Origin of the sequence: Sedimentibacter sp. B4, from assembly GCF_000309315.1 — a bacterium.
Classification (GTDB): domain Bacteria; phylum Bacillota; class Clostridia; order Tissierellales; family Sedimentibacteraceae; genus Sedimentibacter; species Sedimentibacter saalensis.
On the sequence record NZ_CANG01000486.1, the window covers coordinates 1 to 354 of the forward strand.

The 354-nt window shown below is 68.1% G+C and carries 1 protein-coding gene and 1 pseudogene; both read right to left on the reverse strand.

Going from position 1 to position 354, the window contains the following annotated elements; genetic code table 11:
• Positions 1-139, reverse strand: a pseudogene (locus tag BN358_RS29040) (RidA family protein); the annotation flags it as partial.
• The gene (locus BN358_RS29045; RefSeq protein ID WP_157593453.1) at positions 136-294 is read right to left on the reverse strand and encodes a DUF4177 domain-containing protein; all 159 of its coding nucleotides are present in this window, start codon (positions 292-294) and stop codon (positions 136-138) included. The pseudogene BN358_RS29040 and the gene BN358_RS29045, both read right to left, overlap by 4 nt.
• Positions 295-354: the final 60 nt, after the last annotated feature.

Consider the following 354-nt stretch of genomic DNA (forward strand, 5'->3'; position numbering starts at 1 on the left):
GCTGGCCGGCGGTGAACACCTGGCCGGATGAGGCCAGCGCGGGCAGGTAGGCGGCGACCGGCGTGGGAACCGACGGAAGCTCGAGACCGAGCTCGGCCAGACGGGTGGAGGTAGGCGTCTCGTCCAGTTCCTCGTTCATCCCTCGACCGGCCGCTTCAGGTAGGCCACGAGGTTCTCTGCGTTGGGGCCCGGAACGATCTGCACGAGCTCCCAGCCGTCCGCGCCCCAGTTGTCCAGGATCTGCTTGGTGGCGTGCACCAGCAGGGGCACGGTCACGTACTCCCATTTCGTCATGGGCTCAGTATCGACGAATCCGGCGGGCCCGGGACGAACCTCCCGGGGTTGGCGCTCACT